The sequence below is a fragment of the Rahnella perminowiae genome (assembly GCF_019049695.1).
In the GTDB taxonomy this organism is placed as follows: Bacteria; Pseudomonadota; Gammaproteobacteria; order Enterobacterales; family Enterobacteriaceae; genus Rahnella; species Rahnella perminowiae.
In genome coordinates this window covers 1-440 of the sequence record NZ_JAFMOT010000057.1, presented here as the reverse complement: position 1 = coordinate 440, position 440 = coordinate 1, and the positions used below count along the sequence as shown (strand labels likewise).

Below are 440 nucleotides of genomic sequence, written 5' to 3'. Positions count from 1 at the left end.
CGTGAGGGCTGGGTGGCCGTGCGCGCCATGGTCGAGAGGGACGTGGCCCACCGCGTCATGGATGATCTCTGGGATCTCGGGGCACGGGGCGTCCTGGTCACCGATATCGCGGCGTGCCGTCTATGACCGCAGGACCCACCGGGGATCTGGAACCGCTGCGCGGGTTCGATCCGGTCACCTACCGCCCCCGCGTCGTGCTCTGGTGGGCGGTTGCGCTCTCGTGCGTGCTGATCGGCGCTGCGGCTCTCGGATGGGCGTTTATCGGACCCGATGTCCGCGCCGGATTCACCGTGGTCCAAGTCCTGTGGCTCATCATGTTGATCGGTCTGATCATCGGCGTGATGTTCCTGCTCGCGTTGAGCAACGTCACCCTCACCGAGTGGGGCATCGTCGCGCGCAATGGGCTGATGGTGCAGCGATGGGCGTGGTACCAGGTGGAC

2 protein-coding genes are annotated in these 440 nt (G+C 66.4%); both read left to right on the top strand.

Annotated elements, in window-relative coordinates:
- Nucleotides 1-12 precede the first annotated feature (12 nt).
- The gene (locus J1781_RS26435) at nucleotides 13-126 is read left to right on the top strand and encodes a hypothetical protein (protein WP_408004140.1); all 114 of its coding nucleotides are present in this window, start codon (nucleotides 13-15) and stop codon (nucleotides 124-126) included.
- Nucleotides 123-440 (top strand): hypothetical protein (locus J1781_RS00260; RefSeq protein ID WP_217233006.1); only part of this gene is annotated, 318 nt, incomplete at its 3' end. The genes J1781_RS26435 and J1781_RS00260, both read left to right, overlap by 4 nt.